This window comes from Brevundimonas vesicularis (assembly GCF_027105095.1).
Taxonomy (GTDB): Bacteria; Pseudomonadota; Alphaproteobacteria; order Caulobacterales; family Caulobacteraceae; genus Brevundimonas; species Brevundimonas vesicularis_E.
The window spans coordinates 113,110-133,236 of the sequence record NZ_CP114278.1 but is presented as its reverse complement, the minus strand read 5'-3'; the positions used below and the strand labels follow the sequence as shown (position 1 = coordinate 133,236).

The following is a 20,127-nucleotide window of genomic DNA, read 5'->3' as shown; positions in this document are numbered from 1 at the left end:
CGAACCGCGCGACCCTGCCTTTCTCAGTCCCGGCTGTCGAGCCAGTCGATGACGCCGTCGGCCGCGACGACGGCGGAGGCGAAGCTGGCCTGAAGCAGATAGCCGCCGGTCGGCGCCTCCCAATCCAGCATCTCGCCGGCGACGAAGACTCCCGGTCGCGCCGCCAGCATCAGCCGTTCGTCCACGCCGTCCAGTTTGACGCCGCCCGCCGAGGAGATCGCCCGCTCCAGTCCCTGAACACCGGTCAGGATCAGCGGCATGGCCTTGATCCGTTCGGCCAAGGCCCGAGGCGAAGCGGGCAGGGGGCCGGCCTCATACAGCAGGGCGACGGCGGCCGCCTCCAGTCCGACAACCTTGCGCAGATGGTTCGACAGGCTGGCCTTGCCGCGCGGCTTCGACAGCCGGTCGGTCACTTTTCCGATCGCCACATCGGGCTTCAGGTCGATCTGGATCTCGGCGCGCTCCTCCGTCTCGACCGTCGTCCTGAGCGTCGCGGACAGCGCATAGATCGCGCCGCCCTCGATGCCGTAGCGGGCGATCATCGCCTCGCCCCGCGCCGTCCGGCCGCCATGGGTGACAGCGACGCCTTTCAGCGGTCGGCCCGCGAACCGGTCACGAAACAGCGCCGACCAGGCCACGTCGAAGCCGACATTGGCCGGTCGGAACGGCGACACGGCGGCGCCCTGCGCTTCCAGCCATGGGGCCCAGGCCCCGTCCGAACCCAGGCGCGGCCAGCTGGCGCCGCCCAGAGCCAGGACCACGGCGTCGGGCCGTTCCAGCCGCTCCCCGTCCGGCGTCTCAAACACCAGCGCGCCGTCGCGCCAATCGGTCCAGCGCGAGCGCGTGCGGATCTCGACGCCCTGCGCCTCCAGCCGCGTCAGCCAGGCCCGCACCAGCGGCGAGGCCTTCATGGCCTTCGGAAACACCCGCCCGCTTGAGCCGACGAAGGTCTCCTGCCCCAGGGCCTCGACCCAGGCGGTCAGGTCGGCAGGCGTGAACCGGTCGATCCAGGCGGCGGCCGTCGGCTGGGCGGGACCATAGCGCGTCAGGAACCGGTCCAGTGGTTCCGAATGCGTCAGGTTCAGCCCGCCGCGTCCGGCCATCAGCAGCTTGCGGGCCACGGACGGCATCCGGTCGTGTACCACGACCGCCGCCCCTGCTTGCGCCAGCCGTTCGGCCGCCATCAATCCGGCGGGACCGGCGCCGATCACGTGAACGGTGCGAGAGGTCGTAAGACTGGGCGACTGTTGCATGGCGTGGCTTTGCGCGCTTGCGGCCGCGCTGGCTATAGGCGTCGTCATCGCTATGTTCCGTACCATGAGCGTTGCCTTCACCCGCGAAGAAGATCTGGAAGCCACCGCCGCCGACCTGGCGGACCGCCCGATCTCGCCCCATCCCAATCTGGTCACGCCCGAGGGGCTGGCCGCGATTGAGGCCGAACTGGCCGCGGCCCGCGCCGCCTATACGGCCGCCCAGGTGCAAGGCTCGATCGAGAGCGACCGCACCGCCATGGCGCGGGCGACGCGGGATCTCCGCTACTGGTCCGCACGGCGCGCCTCGGCCCAGTTGGTCGAGCCCACTGAAGACGACGGGGCCGTGCGGTTCGGGGGTTCGGTCTCCATCGAACGCGAGGACGGCCGCGCCCAGACGTGGCGCATCGTCGGCGAGGACGAGGCCGATCCGGCCGCAGGCTCGGTCAGCCATGTCTCGCCCCTCGCCCGCGCCGTCATGGGCAAAAGGGTTGGGGATGAGGTGACGGTGGCCGGTCAGTCGGCCGAGATCGTCGCGGTCGGCTAGAGCTCAGTTCTGGGCGTCGTCGTCGCCCAGCATATCCCGCATCATGTCCAGGATCAGCTTCTGCTTGCGCGCCGGCAGGCGCGGCGCAAGGCGTGTGATTTCGACGCTGGTCTTGGTGGGGCGATGCTCGTGGTCGAAGGCGGGCGCCTCTTCGGCGACGCCGACCGTCGCGCTGCTGTAGCCGTCGAAGAAGAAGGGGATGCCGACCTTCATGAACTCGGCCATCTCGAACAGTTTCGAGGCCGAGACGCGGTTGGTGCCCTTTTCGTACTTCTGCACCTGCTGGAAGCTGACGCCGACAGCCTTGGCCAAGGCGGTCTGGGTCAGGCCGAGGTCCAGACGCTTCTCCTGAACGCGACGGCCGACATGGCGATCGACGGGATGCGGATCCTCGTCCTTTTCACGCGCCATGACGTCCCCCGAAATGCTCAAATCGCTGCGCCGTTCGAGCGAACCCTAGATCGTAAAATCAACGGCCACAAGGATAGGACGAGCGCTGCCGCAAGGCCGATGAAGAACAGAAGGTCACCGAACCGACCATAGGGCGTGACGCCTGTCGGCCGCGGCAGAGGCGCGTCGATGACGCCCATGACGCCGCGCTCCAATCGTTGACCTTCGACGATCCGGCCCCACGGGTCGATCATGGCCGAAATGCCGGTCGGGGTGGCCCGCGCGATGGGCAGGCCGGTCTCTATGGCGCGATAGCTGGCCAGGTTCAGATGTTGGCGCGGGCCCGAGGTCGCGCCGAACCAGGCGTCATTGGACGCATTGACGATCCACTCGGGCCGCCCCGCCGCGCCGGGCGTGAAGCCGGGATACAGGCTCTCATAGCAGATCAGCACCTGGGCAGGCGGAGCGCCTGGAACAGAGATCGGGGCCGGCGTCGGTCCGGCGGAAAAGTCGCTGGGCATGTGCACTAGGCTACGCAGGCCGATGGAGGTCATGATCGACCCCAAGGGCAGGTACTCGCCGAACGGCACCAGCCGGTGCTTGTCATAGACGGCGGCGACCCGAAGACCCGCCCCGCCTTCGTCAGCCAGGGCGAACACACTGTTGTAATAGCGCGCGCCCTCAGGCGCGGTCAGGTCCGGCTCGCCGCGCGCCAGGCCCATCAGCAGGGTCTGTCCGGGACGCAGGGCGCCCGCGATGGCCTGAGCGTCGGCGGAGGCGAAGACGTCGTTGGCCGAGGCGGGCAGGGCGCCTTCGGGCCAGACCACGACATTGGGCGTCCGCGTCGCCGCCTGACCGGTCAGGGCCACATAGCGATCGACGATGGAGCGATAGGCTTCAGGCGACCATTTGGTCTCCTGCTTCACATCGGCCTGAACCAGGCGGACGACCGTGTCTGTGAACTGAAGATCCGACTGCGCTAATCTGACAGCCCCGAAGCCGCCGACGCCGATCAGGGCCAAGGCGCCCAAGCCTGCGGAGATCAGGCGGCTGCGCTTGTCGCCTGGCCCGATCAAGGGCGCGAAAGCCGCCGTGGCCGCGACCGTCACAAGGCTCAGCCCATAGACGCCGACGACCGAGGCGAACTGGGACATGCCGCCGCCCGCGCGCCAGGTCGCGCCGGCCGGGTTCCACGGAAAGCCCGTCAGAACATGACCCCGCAACCATTCGGCGGCGCAGAACAGGGCGGCGAACAACAGCACCCGCACAGCTCCCAGCGGCGCGAACCGGCGATAGAGGGCACAGGCCGTCCCCCAGAACAGCCCCAGGCCCGCCGGCAGCAGGCTGGCCGCGAACGGCGCCATCCACGCCTGTTCGGGATTGACGAAGAACGCCTCGGCCACCCACCAGCACCCGACAAAGAAATAGGCGAACCCCGCCAGCCAACCCATCCAGAAGGCGCCGCGCACCGTGTCGGACCGCTCCGACAGGATCATCAGCAGCGGATAGCCCAGAAGCCCGATCAGCACCCCGAACGGCGGATGAGCGAAGGCCGTCCCGGCGCCGGCCAGCAGCGCCAGAACGATGCGGATCAGCCGCCACGTCAGGGCGCGCTTCCTGTCAGGCAGGGCGCGGATCGGGGCCGCGAAACGGTCCAGCAGGGCGTCGGGGAACATCGGGTCAGTCCTGCTCGGCGAGATAGGGGTCGGCGACGCCGATCTGGGCCAGGATTTCGCGCTCTTCGGCCTCCATCTCCTCGGCCTCGGTGTCGTCTTCGTGGTCGCGGCCCAGCAGGTGCAGCACGCCGTGGACGACCAGATGGCTCAGATGATCGGCCAGGGTCTTGCCCTGCGCTTCGGCCTCGGTCGCACAGACGCCATAAGCCAGGACGATGTCGCCCAGATGCGGAAACGCGTTTTCCGGCGCCGGGAAGGACAGGACATTGGTCGGCTTGTCCTTGTCGCGAAACCGCCCGTTCAACTCGCGCATGGCGGCGTCGTCGGTCAGCAGGACGGCGATGTCGCCCTTCACGGCGCCCAGCGCGGCCTGCGCCGCGCGCTCCACGACGGCCTCGGCGTCCGGCAGGGCGCCGGTCCAGGCCTCGGCCTCGACTTCAATCTCGATCATTCGGGGTCTTCGAGGTCCGGGGCCGGACGGCCTTTCGCGGCGTCGGCGTCATAGGCGCGCACGATCCGCTCGACCATGGCGTGACGCACCACGTCCGAGGCCTCGAACTTCAGGATGCCGACGCCCTGAACTCCGTCCAAAATCCGCAGGGCGTGGGCCAGGCCGGAGTCGCGCGGGTTCAGCAGGTCGATCTGCGACGGATCGCCCGTCACCACCATCCGTGCGCCCTCGCCCAGGCGCGTCAGCACCATCTTCATCTGCAGGCGGCTGGTGTTCTGGGCTTCATCGACGATGACGAAGGCGTGGCTGAGCGTGCGGCCGCGCATGAAGGCGATCGGGGCGGCTTCGATTTCGCCTTTGTCGCGGCGACGCTGCACGTCCTCGGCACCCAGAATGTCGTTCAGCGCCTCCCAGATCGGCGCCAGATAAGGATCGACCTTTTCGTTCAGATCGCCGGGCAGGAAGCCCAGCTTCTCGCCCGCCTCGACCGCCGGGCGGGTGATGACCAGCCGGTCCACCTGCCCCCGCCGCAGCAGCGACGCGCCATAGGCCGCCGCCAGAAAGGTCTTGCCGGTGCCCGCCGGGCCGACGCCGAAGCTCAGTTCGCACCGGCCCAGCATGTCCAGATAGGCGGCCTGCGCCTTGGTCTTGGGCACGATGGCGCCGCGCTTGCCGCCCGGTAGCGACACGCCCGCCGCCGCCATGCCGGGCGTGCCGCGACCGCCGCGCGCCTGGCCCAGCGCCGCGCGCACGTCGGCCTCGGTGACTTCGGCGCCCAGGGCCGCGCGCTTGGCCAGATCCTCGATCACCTGGCGGGCGTCCGTGCGGTCGCGTGCGCCGCCGTTGACTGAGACCCCGCCGCCCGGGGCCTCGACCAGCACCTTGAACGCGTCCTCGATCAGGGCGACGTGGCGACTGTTCGGCCCGATGACCGCCCGCAGTTCGGCATCGTTCAAGGGGACGAATTCAGACTCACGCGCCATCAAGCGGCCTTTTCTGCTTGGGCTGTTGCCGAGCCCGCGGGACCCGGCTGCTTGAGCCCGTCTGCTGTGAGCCGGCCCGACAGACTGTTCTGCTGGCCGGCGATGATCTCGACCGGAACGATCTGCCCGATCAGATGATCCGCGTCATCGACGTGGACCGATTGAAGATATGGGGATCGACCGATCGCTTGGCGAAGGTGGCCGTGCCGTCCCGGCTTTTCGAACAGCACGTTCAGCGTCCGGTTGGCCTGCGCCGCGTTGAAAGCGGTCTGCTGTTCCGTCAGCAGGGCGATCAGACGATGCAGTCGATCCTTGACGATTTTCGGCTCGACCTGTTTGCCCATGCCCGCCGCCGGCGTGCCCGGCCGCGGCGAATAGGCGAAGGCGAAGGCCCCGGCGTAGTTCACACGCAGCACCAGATCGAGCGTGTCCTCGAACTCGCGATCCGTCTCACCGGGGAAGCCGACGATGAAGTCGCCCGCAATGGCGATATCGGGCCGTGCCGCACGGATTCGGTCGATCAGGTCGAAATATTTCTGACGCCCGTGCTTGCGGTTCATCGCTCGCAAAATCCGATCCGACCCCGCCTGAACCGGCAGATGCAGATAGGGCATCAGGGCGTCCAGATCGCCATGCGCGGCGATCAACTCATCGGCCATGTCGTTGGGATGGCTGGTCGTATAGCGGATGCGGTCCAGGCCGGGGATCTCGGCCAGGGCATAGGCCAGTTCGGCCAGGGTCGCCTTTCGCCCGTCCGGCCGCTCGCCGTCATAGGCGTTGACGTTCTGGCCCAGCAGGGTGACCTCGCGCACGCCCCGGTCCGCCAGTTGTCTCGCCTCTTCCAGCACCGCCGCCATCGGCCGCGACCACTCTGCGCCGCGCGTATAGGGCACGACGCAGAAGGTGCAGAACTTGTCGCAACCCTCCTGCACCGTCAGAAAGGCGGTCGGCCCCTCGGTGAAGCGGGCTGCGGGCAGGGCGTCGAACTTGTCGTCAGGAGCGAAGTCGGCGCCGATTCGCTCGCCCCGCGCCCGCGCCGTGCGGGTCAGAAGCTCGGGCAGTTGGTGGTAGGCCTGGGGACCGACGACGATGTCGACCGCCGGCTGACGCCGCATGATCTCCTCGCCCTCGGCCTGGGCGACGCAGCCGGCGACGGCGATGGTCAGGTCCCCGCCGGTCTCGCGCCGGATGTCGCGCATCTCGCGCAGCTTGCCGAGCTCGGAATAGATCTTCTCGGCCGCCTTTTCGCGGATATGGCATGTGTTCAGGATGACGAAGTCGGCGGCTTTCACGTCGTCGGTGACGCCATAACCCAGCGGGCGCAGCACATCGGCCATGCGCTCGGAGTCATAGACGTTCATCTGACAGCCGTAGGTCTTGATGAACAGACGTTTTTGGGGCGCCGTCTCGACTTGAGGAACCAGTGTCTCGGTCATCGTGGGCTTATGATCGCCCGCAAGCGTCGCGACAAGCCGAGCGTCAGCCCGCATCCACATCGGCGGGATCGACGCGCGCCGCATGGCGGGTGAAGATCAGGCCTTCGCGCTTGGACGGTTCGGCGCCCTCGATCGCAACGCCGTAGAGCTCCAGCTTGTGGCCGATCAGCTGGAAGCCCAGCCGTTCCGCGATCTCGTTCTTCAGCCGCTCGATCTCGGCGTCGAAGAATTCGATAACCTCGCCAGACTTGGTGTCGATCAGGTGGTCGTGGTGATCGTCGCCGGCCTCTTCATAGCGGCTGCGGCCGTCGCCGAAGTCGTGCTTCTCGACCACGCCCGCCTCTTCGAACAGGCGCACGGTGCGATAGACGGTGGCGATGGAGATGTGCGGATCGATGGCCGAGGCGCGGCGATACAGCTCTTCCACATCCGGGTGGTCCGCGGCGTTGGACAGCACCCGGGCGATCACCCGGCGCTGTTCGGTCATACGCATGCCGCGCTCGGCGCAGAGTTTTTCGATCCGGTCCATGCGCCTAGAATAGGGGCTTGGATCGCATCAGGGAAGCGTCAGGTTGGCGTCAGGCGCACAGAGCTCGCGGCTCATCACCACCGCATCGGTCCGCGATCCGTCGGCGCCCGCATAATAGGCTTTGCGGCGACCGATCGGATCGAACCCGGTCCGCTCATACAGGTCACGCGCGGCGATATTGTCGTCGGCGACCTCCAGGAACAGCCGCGTCGCGCCGGCCTGGGCCGCAGCGACGGCCGCCGCCTCGACCAGACGCCGCCCCAGTCCGTGGCGGCGCGCGGACGGGACCACGGCCAGGGTCAGGATTTCCGCCTCGTCGACGACGGTCCGGATCAGGATGAAGCCGTCGGCCTCGCGTACCGCCAGCACGCCCGGCTGCGACAGCAGATCGGCGAAGGTGTCGGCGCTCCACGGCGCGGCAAACGCCTGAACGTGCAGGGCGGCGAGAGAGACGGGGTCCGCCGTTGTCATGACGCAGGCTGGCGCGGCTGGCCCGGCAGGCGGCTGGGCGGCGTGGCGTCGGGCGCGCGCAAATAGAGCGGACGGGGCGGATGGGTCGACGGATCGGCGGCGGCGGCCAGGCGCGCCAGCGCCTCCGGGGACGGTGCGACGCGGTCGTCCAGATGGGCGAAGGTCAGGTCGGGAAAGGCCTGGGCGATGACCGCCGCGCCATTGCCGACCAGGGCCACGTCCGATCCGATGTCGGCGATCCGCCGCGCGGCCTCTTCCAGCGACAACGCTTCATCGTGTCCGAGCGGCCCACCGTCGGCGAAGAGGCGCGCATAGACCTGACCCCGCCGCGCATCGATCAGGGCTGCGATGGGGCCGTCTTGATTGGCGAGCGAGGCGGCGAGGGCGTCCAGCGCCGACAGACCGACGACCGGCCGATCCAGCGCCGCGCCCAGACCCTGGGCAAAGGCCAGGCCGACGCGCAGACCGGTGAACGAACCCGGTCCGACCGTGACGCCGATCCGGTCCAGGCTGTCGAACCCGCCGCCCGCCTCGGCCATGACATCGCGCACCAGGCCGCCGATCCGTTCCTGGTGCCCCTTGGTCATCGGCTCGAAGCGCACGGCAAGCGCGCGATCGTCCTCGAACACCGCCGCCGTGCAGGCGCCGAGCGCCGTATCGATCACCAGAAGTCTCATGGGCGTCTTCTAGGCGGCGCGTCGCAGAACCGCCACCGCGTCCGGATCAGAGGGTCTGTTCGACCCGCGTCACCTCGGGCACATAGTGGCGCATCATCTGCTCGACCCCGGCCTTCAGGGTCGCCGACGACGACGGACAGCCGGCGCAGGCGCCGCGCATCCGCAGGTTCAACACACCCGTCGCCTCGTCAAAGGAATCGAACAGGATGTCGCCGCCGTCCTGGGCCACGGCGGGGCGAATGCGGCTGTCCAGCAGGGCCTTGATCTCGGCGACGATCTCGCTGTCGTCCTCGGCATGGCCGTCGGTTTCGCCGCCGGCGCCGCGCGTGAGCGCCTGACCCGAGACGAAGTGATCCATGACGACGCCCAGGATCGGCGCCTTCATCTCGGACCATTCCGGACCCTGCGGCTGGCGGGTCACCGAAACATAGTCGGCGCCGAAGAAGACGCCGTCGACGCCTTCCAGTTCGAACAAGGCCTCTGCCAGCGGAGAGGCCGTCGCCTCGTCGGTGGTGCGGTATTCCAGCGCGGCGGTCGGCGACACGTCGCGGCCGGGCAGGAACTTCAGCACGTTGGGATTGGGCGTGGGTTCGGTCTGGATGAACATGAGCGGGAGATGCGCTCGCCCCCGCCCCGTTGCAAGACCCGAGCGGAACCTAGCGCCGCTTCAGCCCGCCCAGCAGACCGCGCATCAGCTCGCGGGTCAGGGTCGATCCGGCCGTGCGCAGGACCGACTTGGTCAGCGCCTCGACCGGAGTTTCGCGGGTGGCCCGGCGCGCAGGTTTTGCGGCCTCGCGCGCCGCCCGCGCTTCGGCCTGGGCTTGAGCCTTCGCCCGCGCTTCGGCGGCCTTCTGATCGGCCTTGGCCTGAGCGGCGGCGGCCTTGTCGGCCTCGGCCTGCGCCTTGGCCTGAATTTGGGCCTGAACTTCAGCCTGATCGGCGGCGCTGTGGCGATTGGCCAGGATTTCGGCGGCGGATTCGCGGTTCAGCACCTGCTCGTAAAGGCCTCGCACCGGGCTGGCGGCTATGACGGCGGCGCGCTCAGTATCGGTCGCGGGACCCAGGCGCGAGGCCGGCGGGCGGATCCTGGTGCGGGCCACGATGGTCGGCGCGCCCTTTTCGTCCAGCACGGACACCAGGGCCTCGCCCACCCCCAGACCCTGAATGGCCTCGGCCGTGTCGAAGGCGGCGTTGGCTCGGAAACTCTGCGAGGCGGCCTTCAGCCCCTTCTGCTCGGACGGCGTATAGGCGCGAAGCGCGTGCTGAATGCGGTTGCCCAGCTGGGCCAGGACGCTGTCGGGAATATCGGCCGGGTTTTGCGTCACGAAGTAGACCCCGACCCCCTTGGATCGGATCAGGCGCACGACCTGCTCGACCTTTTCCAGCAGGGCGCGCGGGGCGTCGTTGAACAGCAGGTGCGCCTCGTCGAAGAAGAAGACCAGGCGCGGCTTTTCCGGATCGCCCACCTCTGGGAGCTGTTCGAACAGCTCCGACAGCAGCCACAGCAGGAAGGCCGCATACAGGCGCGGACTGTTCATCAGCCGGGTCGAATCCAGCACATTGACCTGGCCCCGGCCGTCCAGGCCGACGCGGATCATGTCTTCCAGCTTCAGGGCCGGCTCGCCGAAGAAGGCGTCGCCGCCCTGCTGCTCGACCTGCAACAGCGCGCGCTGGATGGCGGCGATGGAGGCGGGGGCGACGTTGCCGACCTCGCGCCCGATCCGCTCGGCGTTCTCGCCGACATAGACCAGCAGGCTTCTCAGATCGTCGAGGTCCAGCAGCAGCAGACCTTCCTTGTCCGCGACGTGGAAGACGACGGTCAGCACGCCCTCCTGCACCTCGTTCAGGTTCAGCATCCGCGCCATCAGCACCGGACCGATTTCCGACACGGTGGTGCGGATCGGATGTCCCTTCTGCCCGTACAGGTCCCAGAAAACGGTGGGGGCGGCGCGCGGCGTCAGGGTCAGGCCCATCTCCGTCGCGCGGGCGATCAGCTTCTCGTTCGGCGCGCCGACCTGGGAGATGCCCGACAGGTCGCCCTTCACATCGGCGCAGAAGACCGGCACCCCGGCGTCGGAAAAGCCTTGGGCCATGATCTGCAGCGTGACCGTCTTGCCGGTGCCCGTCGCGCCGGCGACGACGCCGTGGCGGTTGGCGCGATTGAACAGCAGGTTTTCCGGCTGGGCGGCGTCGGACTGGCCGAGGAACAGGCCGGGCAGGGCGTCGGGCATTGGGGTCTCCGATGGCGTCTCCGGCAAAGGTCTAGCGCGTTCCCGACGCGCTCGGAACAGCGATTGACGGCGGTCGCGCGCGGATCGACAACACGGTCATGAAAAACCCGATCGCCACGCCGTCCTCGGTCGCCGCCCGCAATGCCCTCGGCGTCATCGCCACGGTCGCGGCCGGGGCGGCGATCTATTGGCTGCGGGACATCCTGACGCCGCTGGCGATGGCCATCTTCCTCCTGATCATGATCGATGGGGTGAAGCGGTCGGTCGAGGCGCGCACGCCGTTGAACAGCCGCATGGCCGGGATCGCGGCCCTGGCGCTGGTGGTGCTGGCCTTCTTCGCCTCCATCGCCATCATCGTGAACGGGGCGGCGGGCTTCTTCGGCGAGGCGTCCGGCGTGTCCCAGAACATCGGCCCTCGCATCGATCAGATCATTCGCGACGCCTATGGGCTGGTGCGTCTGGCCAATCCGCCGACGGCGCAGGATCTGATCAACGGCGTGGATGTGCGCGGCTGGCTGACCTCCATGGCGTTCCAGGTGCAGGGCATCGCGTCGGGCGCCTTCTTCGTCCTGATCTATCTGGGCTTTCTCCTGGCCTCTCAGGTCGGGTTCCGGCGCAAGATCATCGCCATGTTCCCGTCCGAGGCCCAGCGCGACGAGGCGGTCGCGGTGTTCCAGCGCGTGCGCGGCGGGGTCGAGGGCTATATCTGGGTGCAGTCGGTGACCGGCGCGATGATCTGCGTCGTCGCTTGGATCCTGATGCGGGCGGTCGGGCTTCAGAACGCCGAGTTCTGGACCTTCGTCATCTTCATCGTCGGCTTCATCCCCGTGCTGGGCGGGGCGGTCGCGGGCCTTGCGCCGCCGCTGTTCGCCCTGGTCCAGTTCGAAAGTTACTGGCCCGCCGCCATCCTGCTGGTCGGGTTGCAGGTCATCCTGTTCGTCGTCGGCAACTTCATCCAGCCGCGCATGCAGGGCGACAACCAGAATATCGACCCGGTCGTGGTGCTGCTGGCCCTGGCCTTCTGGGGAAAGCTGTGGGGCGTGGTCGGCATGTTCCTGTCCACGCCGCTGGCGGTCATGGCCATGGCGATCCTGGCCGAGTTCAAGGGCTCGCGCTGGATGGCGATCCTGCTGTCGGGCGACGGCGAGCCCTATGCGAACGAGGGCAAGACGACCGACAACCCGAAATCGACCCGTCGCAAACCCAAACCGGAGCCCGCAGCGGAGGCCTGATCAGGGCTGCCAGCCGCTGATCTGGTCCGCGTCGCTGTCGCCGGCCAGGGCGCCGCGCGTCTTCTTCACCTCGGCCCAGGCGGCGCGCAGCAGGGCGGGCACGCCCTCGCCCGACACGCCGGACACCAGCATGGGACGGCGACCCGCGACGGCCTCCAGTTCGGCGGCCTTTTCTTCGCGCGCCTCCGGCGTCAGGGCGTCGATCTTGTTCAGGGCCAGGATTTCGGCCTTGTCCGCCAGACCCTCGCCATAGGCTTCCAGCTCGCCCCGGATGATGCGGTAGGCTTCGACCACGTCGTCCTGGGTGCCGTCGATCAGGTGGATCAGGCTAGCCGAGCGTTCGACATGGCCCAGGAAACGCGTGCCGAGGCCCGCGCCCTCGCTGGCGCCTTCGATCAGGCCGGGAATGTCGGCGATGACGAACCGCTCGGACGGCGACAGGTCCACCATCCCCAGATTCGGCGCCAGGGTGGTGAAGGGATAGTCGGCGATCTTGGGCTTGGCGGCGCTGGCGGCCGACAGGAAGGTCGATTTACCGGCATTGGGCAGGCCTGCCAGGCCGATGTCGGCGATCAGCTTCAGCCGCAGCCAGATCCAGCGTTCCTGACCGTCTTGGCCGGGGTTGGCGTAGGTCGGCGCCTGATTGGTCGGCCCCTTGAAGCGCACATTGCCCCAACCGCCGTTGCCGCCCTTCAGCAGCAGCTCCATCTTGCCTGGCGTATCCATGTCCAGCAGGACCGTTTCCTTGTCCTCGTCCAGCACCTGGGTGCCGACCGGGACCTTCAGATGAACGTCCTCGCCCTTGCCGCCATGCATCTGGCGCCCCTGGCCGTGGTGCCCGGTCTGGGCCTTGAAATGCTGCTGATAGCGATAGTCGATCAGGGTGTTCAGACCCTCGACCGCCTCGATCCAGACATCCCCGCCCTTGCCGCCGTCGCCGCCGTCCGGCCCGCCGTTCGGGATGAATTTCTCGCGTCGAAACGACACGGAGCCCGCGCCGCCGTTGCCGGAGCGGATATAGATCTTGGCCTGGTCGAGGAACTTCATCGCGGGCTTATGCCGCAGAAGCGCGGCGAATTACAGGCCCGGCGACCCGGCGCTATTTCAGCGCCAGTGTCACCGTCTTGACGTCCACATATTCGTCGATGCCGTGGATCGAGCCTTCGCGGCCATAGCCCGACTGCTTGACCCCGCCGAACGGCGCGGTGGCGGTGGAGATCAGGCCGGTGTTGACCCCGCACATGCCGGCCTCGATCCGCCGGCTGAATCGCATCGCACGGTCCAGGTCGCGGGTGAACAGATAGGAGGCGAGGCCGTAGTCGCTGGTGTTGGCCTTCTCCAGCGCCTCCTCCTCCGTATCGAAGGCGAAGACGGGGATCATGGGGCCGAACGTCTCTTCCTCGCGGAACAGGGCGTCGTCGCCGCCTAGGGTCACGGTCGGCTGGAAGAAGCGGCCGCCCAGATCGTGGCGCGACCCGCCGGTCAGCACGTGGCCGCCGTCGGCCTTGATCGCCGCCACATGCTTTTCCACCTTGTCGATCGCCTTGTCCTCGATCAGCGGCCCGACCTTCACGCCGTCGTCGAAGGCGGGACCGACCACGATCTTGGCCACCTCGGCAGCCAGTTTTTCGGCATAGGTCTCGGCGACTGACCGCTCGACATAGACCCGGTTGGGGCAGACGCAGGTCTGGCCAGAGTTCCTGAACTTGCCCTTGATGGTCTCGGCCACCGCCAGATCCAGGTCGGCGTCGGCGAAGACGATCAGCGGCGCCGCGCCGCCCAGCTCCATCGACACCCTTTTCAGCGTCGGGGCGCACTGTTCGGCCAGCTTGCGGCCCACGCCGGTCGAGCCGGTGAAGGACAGTTTGCGGATGTCCGGGCTGTCAGTCAGCGCCTTGCCGATGGTGGCGGCGTCCCCGGTGACGATCGACAGGGCGCCTTTCGGCAGGCCGGCTTCATAGGCCAGTTCGGCCAGGGCGATGGCGGTGAACGGCGTCTGGCTGGCCGGCTTGACCACGGCGGTGCAGCCTGCCGCAAAGGCCGGCCCCAGCTTTCGCGTCAGCATGGCGGCGGGGAAGTTCCAGGGCGTGATCAGCGCGCATGGCCCGACCGCCTCGCGATAGGTCAGGATCAGATGGCCCAGCGGACTGTCCTGGGTCTCGCCGATCAACCGCTCGGCTTGGCCGGCGAACCACTTCAGGAAACCGTTGGCGTAGGTGACCTCGCCCTTGGCCTCCTCGAACGGCTTGCCGTTTTCCAGCGCCATCAGGGCGCCCAGACCATCCAGATTGTCGTCGATCAGCGCCGCCCATTTGCGCAGAAAGGCCGCACGTACGTGCGGATCGGATCGCGACCAGGTCTTGAACGTCTCGTTCGCCGCCGCGATGGCCTGTTCGGTTTCGGCGGCGCCCAGATCGGGGACATGGCCGATCACATCGCCTGTCGCCGGATCATCGACGGCGATGCCGCCGCCGTTGGCCGGAATGGCCTTGCCGGCGATCAGGGCGTGCTGGCGCAAGAGTTTGAGGCCGGCGTCGCGGGCGGTGTGGTTCACGGGATGGCTCCTGTCGCGGTCCTGAAACGAACAAGGCCCCGACGATGCGGGGCCTTGCCGGTAGAATGCTGCAGCCTGGGCTGCGGCTGTCGATTAGTTCTTGGCGTCTTGGGCGGCGCCGGTCACGGCCTGGCCGGCGGCCTGGGTGTCACGGCCCACGCCTTCGACGGTGTTGCAGGCGGCGGTGGTCAGGGCGGCGGCGGCGGCGACCAGAACGAAAATCTTGCGCATAGGGGAAGCTCCAGGGTTGGCCGGGGTGAAACTCCGCCGGTCTCGCCTCATCAACGCGACGCCAGCGCTGCGGTTCCGGGCGTCTTGTCCGACGGATCGACGGGCGCGAGCGCTTCCGGGGTGGCGAAGATCATGCGGGCGATGGTGCCGCCGCCGGGCGGGGCGGCGAACTCGGTCTCGCCGCGCAACTGTTTGGCGAAGGCGCTCATCAGGGTGCGGCCCACCCCGACCTCGGCGCCGGCCTGGGCGCCAGGGCCATTGTCCTCGACTTCCAGAACCGATGTCTCGCCCTGGACGCGGAAGCGCACCTTCAGCTCGCCACCGCTGTGGGCGAAGGCGTGCTTCTGCGCATTGCTGACCGCCTCGACCAGCCACAGCGCCAAAGGCGCCAGCTTGTCGGGATCGACGTGCAGGGAGTCGGCGTCCACCGAGCTGATGACTACCGGTCCGCGCCCGGCTTCGCTGGCGATCAGCTGTCCGACCAATTCGTTCAGAAACTCGCGCGCATCGGCGTGGCGGATGTCGTTGCTCTGATAAAGGGTGCGGTAGATCAGGGCCAAGGCCGAGATGCGCTGGCGCGTATCGCCCAGAGCCGCCTTGGCCGGCGCATCGGTCAGGGCGCGCTGCTGCATCGATAGCAGGGAGGAGATGATCTGAAGGTTGTTCTTCACCCGGTGATGGATTTCACGCATCAGCGCGTCCTTTTCCATCAGGGCGTCCGTCAGCTCGCGGTCACGCAGTGTGATGGCCTCGGCCATCTCGTCCAGCGTACGCGCCATGGTGCGGATTTCCGACGGGGCGTTCATCGCCTGCAGCGGACGCACCGAGAACCGGCCCTTGGCGTAAATGCCCGCGACCCGCTCCAGATAATCCAGCCAGCGGATGAAGATGCGCTCGGATAGCAGCATGACCGCCGCGAACGCCGTCAGCCACGCCCCCAGCGGCAGCAACAGGGTGCCGATCGGGTTGAGCCGCGCCCAGGACAGCCACCCTGGCGCCGGGGCCGACAGCAGAGCGTAAAGGTCGCCGCCAGCCAGGGCCGCGCCCGCATAGTCGCGGCGCCGCTTCTGCGAATCCTTGGCCTCGAACACCGCCGATCCCTGGTCGCGCGCGCGGGCCACCCAGCCGGCGATGTCGTCTCCGGCCGACAGTTTGAACACGTCCGGATCACTGGCCGTCAGAATGCGCCCGGCGCCGTCGGTCAGGGCGGCTTGAGCGCCCGAGGGCAGGGCGGGATCGGTGACATCCGGTTGCAGGGCGGAGAAGGGGATCACGGCGACCATGGCGCCGTCGAACCGGCCCATCGGCCGTTCGGCGCGGGTGGCCACGATCAGCGCGCCTTCATAGCCGGCGCCGTCGGGCGCGCGCATGACGACAAGCTCTTCGCCGTTGCGCAGCCGCTGGAACCAAGTCGCCTGGGCGGCGGGCGCCACGCCGGATCTCACGCCGTCCGCCCGGCCGGAGGCGCAGACCGCCTCGCCCGTCGGGCTGATGCGATAGAGGCCCTCATAGCCTTCCAGACGTCCGACCAGCGCCGTCAGGCGCGGTGCGCAATACGGACCCACCGCATCGGGGCTGAGCGCGCGCAAAAGCACCTGCGCGCTGTCCAGCTGCGCCTTTGCGCTGGAGGCGCTGCGTTCGGCCGCCAGTTGAAGATCCACCTGCCGGTCGTCGGCCTGTCTTTGGAAGTCAGCCTGCGTCTGGATCAGGCTGAGCACGAAGATCGGCAACAGGGCCATGGCCATGGCCGCGCCCAGACGAAAGCGGATGCCCTGAAAGCGATCCGTCCGCCACGTGCGACCGAGCCGCGACCGTGAGGTCTCCCTGGTCGTCTGGTTCACCGCAGATCAGCTCCGGGCGCCGGCCAGCCTGTCGGCCTCGCCGAGAATCGAGCGCATGGCGTCGCCTGCCGCCTTGCCGTCGCGTCCGTAGCCGCCCCGTTCCAGGGTGGCTTGCAGCGCACGCCGCGCGCGGCTGACGCGGCTCTTCACCGTGCCGACGGCGCAGCCGCAAATTTCGGCCGCTTCTTCGTAGGCGAAGCCGCCGGCGCCCACCAGGATCAAGGCCTCGCGCTGCTCTTCGGGCAGGGTCTTCAAGGCTTGACGCAACTCGTCCAGAGCGACGGGCGCCTCGGGATCGTCCACGGCGACCAGTGTCCGTTCGGCCGCTTCCTGATCCAGCTGCGACTGGCGCCATGAGCGGCGCTTTTCGGAATAGAACTGGTTGCGCAGGATCATGAAGGTCCAGGCCTTCATGTTGGTGCCCATCTGATAGCTGGCGCGCGCGTCCCAGGCCTTCATCATGGCGTCCTGCGCCAGATCGTCGGCCGCGGTCGGGTCGCCGGTCAAGGTCCGGGCGAAGGCGCGCAAATGCGGGATCAGCAGCACCAGTTCGCGCTTGAAGCCCTCGTCATCGGCCGAGGCGGGTTTGGGAGCGGCCCCCAGGCGTGAGGTGCTCATGCGGCGCCGTCCGAAGCCTTGGCGTCGGCGCGTTTTAGAATGTCGAGAAACTCATCGGGCACGGGTTCGTTGACGACCTCGTCGAACATATGCCGCAGCTTAACGCCGATGGCCTGCTGGCGAAGACGAGCTTCTTCGAGCCCTGCCTCCCCCTTTGGGTCGCCTTTGGCACGAGAGGAGTCTGGAGAATCGATCATAGACAGAGCCAAGCCCACCCAACTGTCATCATGAGAAGATGTCGGTCTCAAACGTCATCCGACCTGCAGGGTTCCTGCATGAACGGCTTTTAATGCTAAAGCTTGTTCGCAGCGGCGGAACCGTGGTGCGAATGCGACGTTTAATCCGTCTACAGCGCCCATCCCCCGCGGGATTGGGCTATGATTTGTCGGGGACTATCTGAATGAGCCTTCTGGCCAGACTCGCGCCGCATCTTCCTTATGTGCGCCGTTACGCACGCGCCCTGACCGGCGATCAATCCACAGGCGACAATTATGTCCGTGTCGCTCTGGAGGCCTTGGCGGCCGGCGAGCAGCAATTGTCGGCCGATATGACGCCGCGGGTCGCTCTCTATCATGTGTTCCACGCCATCTGGTCCTCGACCGGTGCGCAACTGGAAACCGGCACGCTGGAAACCACGGGCAGCGACGCCTCGCAGCGTCTGCTGCGTATCGCGCCGCGCTCGCGTCAGGCCTTCCTGCTGACCGCCCTTGAAGGCTTCACCCCTTCGGAAGCCGCGCAAATCCTGTCCGCCGATCCGCGCGACGTGGAGCGTCTGATCGCCGACGCCCAGGCGGACATCGACGCCGAACTGGCCACGGATGTTCTGGTCATCGAGGACGAGGCCATCATTTCGGCCGACATCCAGAGCCTGGTCACGGAACTGGGTCACCGCGTCACCGGCACCGCCACGACGCACGACGAGGCGATCGACGCCGTCGCCCGCCACAAGCCGGGCCTGGTTTTGGCCGACATTCAACTGGCCGACGGCTCGTCGGGCATCGATGCGGTCAAGGATATCCTGAAGACGATGGACGTGCCTGTGATCTTCATCACCGCCTTCCCGGAACGTCTGCTGACCGGCGAGCGTCCCGAGCCGACCTTCCTGATCACCAAGCCCTTCCAGCCGGAAACGGTGAAGGCGGCGATCAGCCAGGCGCTGTTCTTCCACCCGTCGCGCCAGAAGGAAGCCGCTTAAAACTGGTCTTTCGCTGACAACAAGATCGGCCTCGGTCCCTCGGGATCGAGGCCTTTTCTTTGGTTTGCGCCAGCATTGGTGGGCCAAAGTACGAAGGCGCAAAAAAAGCGATCGAGGTCGGGAACCGGCTTCAGGCGCCGTCGTTATCGGTCCGTGGAGGCGGCGACGCCCCCCGACTTGATCTGCGAAAGCCGATCATGCCGCCTCCGCGCCTCATTCTCGATGATGCCACTTCAAAGCGATCCGCAAGGGTCGCTTTTTTCTTGTCGCACACCTCGACCGAGGCCGCTGTCGCGGCCAAGATGGTGGTCAAAGAAAACGCACGGAGAGACGCCAATGGCTTCGACAAGCGGCAAGACGAACCGTCAATGGGTGCTGCGCCAGCGCCCCAAGGGCCTTATCCAGCCTAGAGATCTGGAACTAGTCGAGACGGCCATCCCTGATCTGCAAGAGAACGAGGTGCTGGTCCGCACCGTCTATCTGTCGCTGGACCCGACCAATCGCACCTGGATGAACGATTCCGAGGGCTATCTGCCGCCGGTCGGCCTGGGCGAGGTCATGCGCGGCCTGACGCTGGGCGTGGTCGAAGCCTCGCGATCCAGCCGATTCAAGGCCGGCGATATCGTCATGCCGACCTCGGGCGGCTGGGCTGACTATGCGGTCGTGCCGGAAGGCGGCTTGCGCCCGGTCCACCGCGCGCCTGGCCTGCCGTTGACGGCCAATATGTCCGTGCTCGGCATGACCGGCCTGACCGCCTATTTCGGCGTCACCGATGTGTTGAAGGCCAAGGAAGGCGAGACCATCGTCATCTCGGCCGCCGCCGGCGCGGTCGGCTCGATCGCGGGGCAGATCGCCAAACAGCGCGGCTGCCGCGTCATCGGCATCGCGGGCGGCCCGCAGAAGTGCGCCTGGCTGACCGACGAACTCGGTTTCGACGCGGCCATCGATTACAAGAACGAGGATGTCGGCGAGGCGCTGGACCGTCTGGCCCCCGACGGCGTCGATCTGAACTTCGAGAATGTCGGCGGCGACATCATGATCGCGGTTTTCAACCGTCTGAAGGTCCACGGCCGGATGGCGGTTTGCGGCCTGGTGTCCTCCTACAATGCGACCAAGGCGCCGCCGTCGCCTAACTTCGCGCGCATCATCACCCATCGCCTGCACGTCCAGGGCTTCCTGGTCCTGGACTACGCCCCGCGCGCTCGCGAGATGGTCGCGGAAATGGGTCCGTGGCTGGCGGACGGCCGGGTGAAATGGAAGGTTCACGTCGACGACGGGCTGGAAGGCGCGGTGGGATCGTTGAATCGCTTGTTCACCGGCGATCACGACGGCAAGCTGCTGGTTCGCGTTTCCGAAGAACCCGCCTGAACCCAAGGTCTGCGCATGAGCGATCCGCTGCACGTCCATTTCGAAGACCTGGAGGTGGGGCAGGTCGTGCCGCTGGGCGCCTGTGCGGTCGATCAAGGGGCGCTGGACGTCTTCATCGAGCGGTTCTCGCCGGGCTGGGACGTGGCCTACGGCGCGCCGGACGCCATGGTCTATGTGCTGTGGAGCCGACTGGCGGCCGACAAGTCCGGCGGCTGGGCCCAGACGAAGGTCCTGGCCGTCGATGGGCTGCGCTATATGCGCAATCCCCCGGCGGGCGAACTGCTGCGGGGTCGCATGACGGTGATGGGCAAGGATCCGGTCGGCGACGACAAGGGCATCGTCATCGCCTCGCATGACCTGCTGGACGAGGCCGGTCGTCTGGTCTTTTCCTGCCTGACCCGGGCGCTGTTCTCGCGCCGCTGAAACGAAAAGCGCCCCGCCGGCGAA

The 20,127-nt window shown here is 67.6% G+C and carries 22 protein-coding genes; 5 read left to right on the top strand and 17 right to left on the bottom strand.

Translation table 11 applies throughout. The annotated features are described in order from the left end of the window. Window positions 1-23: 23 nt before the first annotated feature. A complete protein-coding gene (locus tag O2K97_RS00670; RefSeq protein ID WP_269221076.1) occupies window positions 24-1,253 on the bottom strand; it encodes a TIGR03862 family flavoprotein in 1,230 nt (409 codons plus the stop codon). A 64-nt stretch (window positions 1,254-1,317) separates the two neighbouring features. Here O2K97_RS00670 and greA point away from each other — a divergent pair, with 64 nt between their 5' ends. Further along, on the top strand, window positions 1,318-1,797 hold the full coding sequence (greA, locus tag O2K97_RS00665) for a transcription elongation factor GreA (protein ID WP_269220062.1): 480 nt from the start codon (window positions 1,318-1,320) through the stop codon (window positions 1,795-1,797). 3 nt (window positions 1,798-1,800) lie between these two features. On the opposite strand, the gene O2K97_RS00660 is transcribed toward greA, so the two are convergent. From O2K97_RS00660 to O2K97_RS00615, 10 genes are read right to left on the bottom strand one after another with little or no spacing between them, the layout of a single operon-like run. Next, complete coding sequence (locus tag O2K97_RS00660) at window positions 1,801-2,208, bottom strand: helix-turn-helix domain-containing protein (protein WP_066625335.1); 408 nt, start codon at window positions 2,206-2,208, stop codon at window positions 1,801-1,803. A gap of 17 nt (window positions 2,209-2,225) precedes the next feature. Then, on the bottom strand, window positions 2,226-3,863 hold the full coding sequence (gene lnt / locus O2K97_RS00655) for an apolipoprotein N-acyltransferase (RefSeq protein ID WP_269220061.1): 1,638 nt from the start codon (window positions 3,861-3,863) through the stop codon (window positions 2,226-2,228). A 4-nt stretch (window positions 3,864-3,867) separates the two neighbouring features. Continuing rightward, on the bottom strand, window positions 3,868-4,314 hold the full coding sequence (gene ybeY / locus O2K97_RS00650; protein ID WP_269220060.1) for an rRNA maturation RNase YbeY: 447 nt from the start codon (window positions 4,312-4,314) through the stop codon (window positions 3,868-3,870). After that, window positions 4,311-5,297 (bottom strand): PhoH family protein, encoded by a 987-nt coding sequence (locus tag O2K97_RS00645; protein ID WP_269220059.1) that lies wholly within the window; start codon window positions 5,295-5,297, stop codon window positions 4,311-4,313. The genes ybeY and O2K97_RS00645 overlap by 4 nt, the downstream gene beginning before the upstream one ends. Further along, window positions 5,297-6,733: a tRNA (N6-isopentenyl adenosine(37)-C2)-methylthiotransferase MiaB gene (gene miaB, locus O2K97_RS00640; protein ID WP_269220058.1), complete on the bottom strand. Its 1,437-nt coding sequence runs from the start codon at window positions 6,731-6,733 to the stop codon at window positions 5,297-5,299. Before miaB ends, O2K97_RS00645 begins: the two co-directional genes overlap by 1 nt. Before the next feature lie 43 nt (window positions 6,734-6,776). Continuing rightward, window positions 6,777-7,262: a Fur family transcriptional regulator gene (locus tag O2K97_RS00635; RefSeq protein ID WP_017505496.1), complete on the bottom strand. Its 486-nt coding sequence runs from the start codon at window positions 7,260-7,262 to the stop codon at window positions 6,777-6,779. 27 nt (window positions 7,263-7,289) lie between these two features. Continuing rightward, on the bottom strand, window positions 7,290-7,733 hold the full coding sequence (gene rimI, locus O2K97_RS00630; RefSeq protein WP_269220057.1) for a ribosomal protein S18-alanine N-acetyltransferase: 444 nt from the start codon (window positions 7,731-7,733) through the stop codon (window positions 7,290-7,292). Then, window positions 7,730-8,410 (bottom strand): tRNA (adenosine(37)-N6)-threonylcarbamoyltransferase complex dimerization subunit type 1 TsaB, encoded by a 681-nt coding sequence (gene tsaB / locus O2K97_RS00625; RefSeq protein WP_269220056.1) that lies wholly within the window; start codon window positions 8,408-8,410, stop codon window positions 7,730-7,732. Before tsaB ends, rimI begins: the two co-directional genes overlap by 4 nt. Window positions 8,411-8,456: 46 nt before the next feature. Beyond that, window positions 8,457-9,017, bottom strand: coding sequence for a NifU family protein (locus O2K97_RS00620; protein ID WP_269220055.1), 561 nt, complete (start codon window positions 9,015-9,017; stop codon window positions 8,457-8,459). A gap of 49 nt (window positions 9,018-9,066) precedes the next feature. Beyond that, window positions 9,067-10,641 carry a helicase HerA-like domain-containing protein gene (locus O2K97_RS00615; RefSeq protein ID WP_269220054.1) on the bottom strand — a complete coding sequence of 525 codons (1,575 nt, stop codon included), beginning with the start codon at window positions 10,639-10,641 and terminating at the stop codon, window positions 9,067-9,069. Between the two features lie 98 nt (window positions 10,642-10,739). Here O2K97_RS00615 and O2K97_RS00610 point away from each other — a divergent pair, with 98 nt between their 5' ends. After that, entirely contained in the window at window positions 10,740-11,873 is a 1,134-nt protein-coding gene (locus tag O2K97_RS00610; protein WP_269220053.1) for an AI-2E family transporter, read from the top strand. On the opposite strand, the gene obgE is transcribed toward O2K97_RS00610, so the two are convergent. The 6 genes from obgE to O2K97_RS00580 all read right to left on the bottom strand — a co-directional run bounded on the left by obgE (window position 11,874) and on the right by O2K97_RS00580 (window position 17,314). Next, window positions 11,874-12,920: a GTPase ObgE gene (gene obgE, locus O2K97_RS00605; RefSeq protein WP_055754561.1), complete on the bottom strand. Its 1,047-nt coding sequence runs from the start codon at window positions 12,918-12,920 to the stop codon at window positions 11,874-11,876. A gap of 52 nt (window positions 12,921-12,972) precedes the next feature. Next, window positions 12,973-14,427: an NAD-dependent succinate-semialdehyde dehydrogenase gene (locus O2K97_RS00600; RefSeq protein WP_269220052.1), complete on the bottom strand. Its 1,455-nt coding sequence runs from the start codon at window positions 14,425-14,427 to the stop codon at window positions 12,973-12,975. A 93-nt stretch (window positions 14,428-14,520) separates the two neighbouring features. Then, a complete protein-coding gene (locus tag O2K97_RS00595) occupies window positions 14,521-14,658 on the bottom strand; it encodes an entericidin A/B family lipoprotein (RefSeq protein WP_017505506.1) in 138 nt (45 codons plus the stop codon). A gap of 50 nt (window positions 14,659-14,708) precedes the next feature. After that, window positions 14,709-16,403, bottom strand: coding sequence for a sensor histidine kinase (locus O2K97_RS00590; RefSeq protein WP_269220051.1), 1,695 nt, complete (start codon window positions 16,401-16,403; stop codon window positions 14,709-14,711). A gap of 102 nt (window positions 16,404-16,505) precedes the next feature. Then, window positions 16,506-17,117 (bottom strand): sigma-70 family RNA polymerase sigma factor, encoded by a 612-nt coding sequence (locus O2K97_RS00585; RefSeq protein ID WP_055754558.1) that lies wholly within the window; start codon window positions 17,115-17,117, stop codon window positions 16,506-16,508. Beyond that, the gene (locus tag O2K97_RS00580; RefSeq protein ID WP_066554012.1) at window positions 17,114-17,314 is read right to left on the bottom strand and encodes a NepR family anti-sigma factor; all 201 of its coding nucleotides are present in this window, start codon (window positions 17,312-17,314) and stop codon (window positions 17,114-17,116) included. The genes O2K97_RS00585 and O2K97_RS00580 overlap by 4 nt, the downstream gene beginning before the upstream one ends. 203 nt (window positions 17,315-17,517) lie before the next feature. On the opposite strand from O2K97_RS00580, the gene O2K97_RS00575 reads away from it, so the two are divergent. From O2K97_RS00575 to O2K97_RS00565, 3 genes are all read left to right on the top strand, one after another. Continuing rightward, window positions 17,518-18,312 carry a response regulator gene (locus tag O2K97_RS00575; protein ID WP_026108480.1) on the top strand — a complete coding sequence of 265 codons (795 nt, stop codon included), beginning with the start codon at window positions 17,518-17,520 and terminating at the stop codon, window positions 18,310-18,312. Between the two features lie 336 nt (window positions 18,313-18,648). Continuing rightward, window positions 18,649-19,680 carry an NADP-dependent oxidoreductase gene (locus O2K97_RS00570; protein WP_269220050.1) on the top strand — a complete coding sequence of 344 codons (1,032 nt, stop codon included), beginning with the start codon at window positions 18,649-18,651 and terminating at the stop codon, window positions 19,678-19,680. A gap of 15 nt (window positions 19,681-19,695) precedes the next feature. Beyond that, window positions 19,696-20,103: an acyl dehydratase gene (locus tag O2K97_RS00565; RefSeq protein WP_017505512.1), complete on the top strand. Its 408-nt coding sequence runs from the start codon at window positions 19,696-19,698 to the stop codon at window positions 20,101-20,103. The last annotated feature ends 24 nt before the right edge of the window (window positions 20,104-20,127 follow it).

Excerpts from the sequence above, each read along its gene's own strand:
- O2K97_RS00670 (WP_269221076.1), bottom strand. The coding sequence starts at position 1,253 with ATGCAACAGTCGCCCAGTCTTACGACCTCTCGCACCGTTCACGTGATC.
- greA (WP_269220062.1), top strand. The coding sequence starts at position 1,318 with ATGAGCGTTGCCTTCACCCGCGAAGAAGATCTGGAAGCCACCGCCGCC.
- O2K97_RS00660 (WP_066625335.1), bottom strand. The coding sequence starts at position 2,208 with ATGGCGCGTGAAAAGGACGAGGATCCGCATCCCGTCGATCGCCATGTC.
- lnt (WP_269220061.1), bottom strand. The coding sequence starts at position 3,863 with ATGTTCCCCGACGCCCTGCTGGACCGTTTCGCGGCCCCGATCCGCGCC.
- ybeY (WP_269220060.1), bottom strand. The coding sequence starts at position 4,314 with ATGATCGAGATTGAAGTCGAGGCCGAGGCCTGGACCGGCGCCCTGCCG.
- O2K97_RS00645 (WP_269220059.1), bottom strand. The coding sequence starts at position 5,297 with ATGGCGCGTGAGTCTGAATTCGTCCCCTTGAACGATGCCGAACTGCGG.
- miaB (WP_269220058.1), bottom strand. The coding sequence starts at position 6,733 with ATGACCGAGACACTGGTTCCTCAAGTCGAGACGGCGCCCCAAAAACGT.
- O2K97_RS00635 (WP_017505496.1), bottom strand. The coding sequence starts at position 7,262 with ATGGACCGGATCGAAAAACTCTGCGCCGAGCGCGGCATGCGTATGACC.
- rimI (WP_269220057.1), bottom strand. The coding sequence starts at position 7,733 with ATGACAACGGCGGACCCCGTCTCTCTCGCCGCCCTGCACGTTCAGGCG.
- tsaB (WP_269220056.1), bottom strand. The coding sequence starts at position 8,410 with ATGAGACTTCTGGTGATCGATACGGCGCTCGGCGCCTGCACGGCGGCG.
- O2K97_RS00620 (WP_269220055.1), bottom strand. The coding sequence starts at position 9,017 with ATGTTCATCCAGACCGAACCCACGCCCAATCCCAACGTGCTGAAGTTC.
- O2K97_RS00615 (WP_269220054.1), bottom strand. The coding sequence starts at position 10,641 with ATGCCCGACGCCCTGCCCGGCCTGTTCCTCGGCCAGTCCGACGCCGCC.
- O2K97_RS00610 (WP_269220053.1), top strand. The coding sequence starts at position 10,740 with ATGAAAAACCCGATCGCCACGCCGTCCTCGGTCGCCGCCCGCAATGCC.
- obgE (WP_055754561.1), bottom strand. The coding sequence starts at position 12,920 with ATGAAGTTCCTCGACCAGGCCAAGATCTATATCCGCTCCGGCAACGGC.
- O2K97_RS00595 (WP_017505506.1), bottom strand. The coding sequence starts at position 14,658 with ATGCGCAAGATTTTCGTTCTGGTCGCCGCCGCCGCCGCCCTGACCACC.
- O2K97_RS00590 (WP_269220051.1), bottom strand. The coding sequence starts at position 16,403 with ATGGCCATGGCCCTGTTGCCGATCTTCGTGCTCAGCCTGATCCAGACG.
- O2K97_RS00585 (WP_055754558.1), bottom strand. The coding sequence starts at position 17,117 with ATGAGCACCTCACGCCTGGGGGCCGCTCCCAAACCCGCCTCGGCCGAT.
- O2K97_RS00580 (WP_066554012.1), bottom strand. The coding sequence starts at position 17,314 with ATGATCGATTCTCCAGACTCCTCTCGTGCCAAAGGCGACCCAAAGGGG.
- O2K97_RS00575 (WP_026108480.1), top strand. The coding sequence starts at position 17,518 with ATGAGCCTTCTGGCCAGACTCGCGCCGCATCTTCCTTATGTGCGCCGT.
- O2K97_RS00570 (WP_269220050.1), top strand. The coding sequence starts at position 18,649 with ATGGCTTCGACAAGCGGCAAGACGAACCGTCAATGGGTGCTGCGCCAG.
- O2K97_RS00565 (WP_017505512.1), top strand. The coding sequence starts at position 19,696 with ATGAGCGATCCGCTGCACGTCCATTTCGAAGACCTGGAGGTGGGGCAG.